Annotated in this window: 1 protein-coding gene; it reads left to right on the top strand. The window is 34.9% G+C overall.

The annotated features are described in order from the left end of the window. Positions 1–832 (top strand): STM4504/CBY_0614 family protein (locus RTW80_RS26350; RefSeq protein WP_312721030.1); only part of this gene is annotated, 832 nt, incomplete at both ends.

Here is an 832-nt window from a genome sequence, read left to right as displayed (position 1 = left end):
TTCATGGCAATTATTAATATTTATTCTAAGAGACAAAGAAAAATTCGTGGCGAAGTAAATGACGTATATCAATATAACAATATTCCACATGCACTCAGGGTGCAAATTATTAAAATAATAACTGATTCTATCGGCTTCCCCTCTTCTAATGAACGCTACACATCGTATAGAAATGAAGCTGACAAAGTATATGCATATATCCATGAGATACTTTCTAAGGAATATGGTGTTTTTTCTTTGAAGGAATTTGCAAAGAATGACTTTGACGCTCTTGTCGACTTTTTCGATACAGAGAAATGCCTAGATTTCATAGAAATATGCTTCCAGATACTAGTGAGCCACGTTGCGAAAAACCATTATGAATTCAAAGACATAACAAGTCAAAGTCCTGGAGATGCAGTTATTGAACTAAATGAAAGGTTTAGAGAACATGGGGTTGGTTATCAGTTTGAATCTGAAGAGATAATAAGGATAGACTCTCAATTGATTCATGCTGATGTCGTAAAGCCAACCCTGATTCTTTTAAGTGGAGAACCCTTGTTTGAAGGCGCCAATGATGAATTCCTTGCTGCGCATGAGCATTACAGGCATAAGCGTTATAAAGAATGTCTAAATGATTGTCTGAAATCATTTGAAAGTATAATGAAAGCAATACATGATAAGAATAACTGGAAATATAGTCCTAATGATACAGCATCAAAACTAATAAATAGCTGTTTAAGTCAAAATTTAATTCCGGCATATTTACAAAGCCAGTTCACAAGTCTGAAAACAATGCTGGAAACAGGAATTCCAACCATCAGAAACAAAAATGCAGGTCATGGGCAAGGAG

Source organism: Escherichia sp. AM3 (assembly GCF_032029835.1).
GTDB classification, from domain to species: Bacteria; Pseudomonadota; Gammaproteobacteria; order Enterobacterales; family Enterobacteriaceae; genus Escherichia; species Escherichia coli.
Note: the sequence above shows the minus strand (reverse complement) of the source record. Positions and strands in the feature narration are given on the sequence as shown.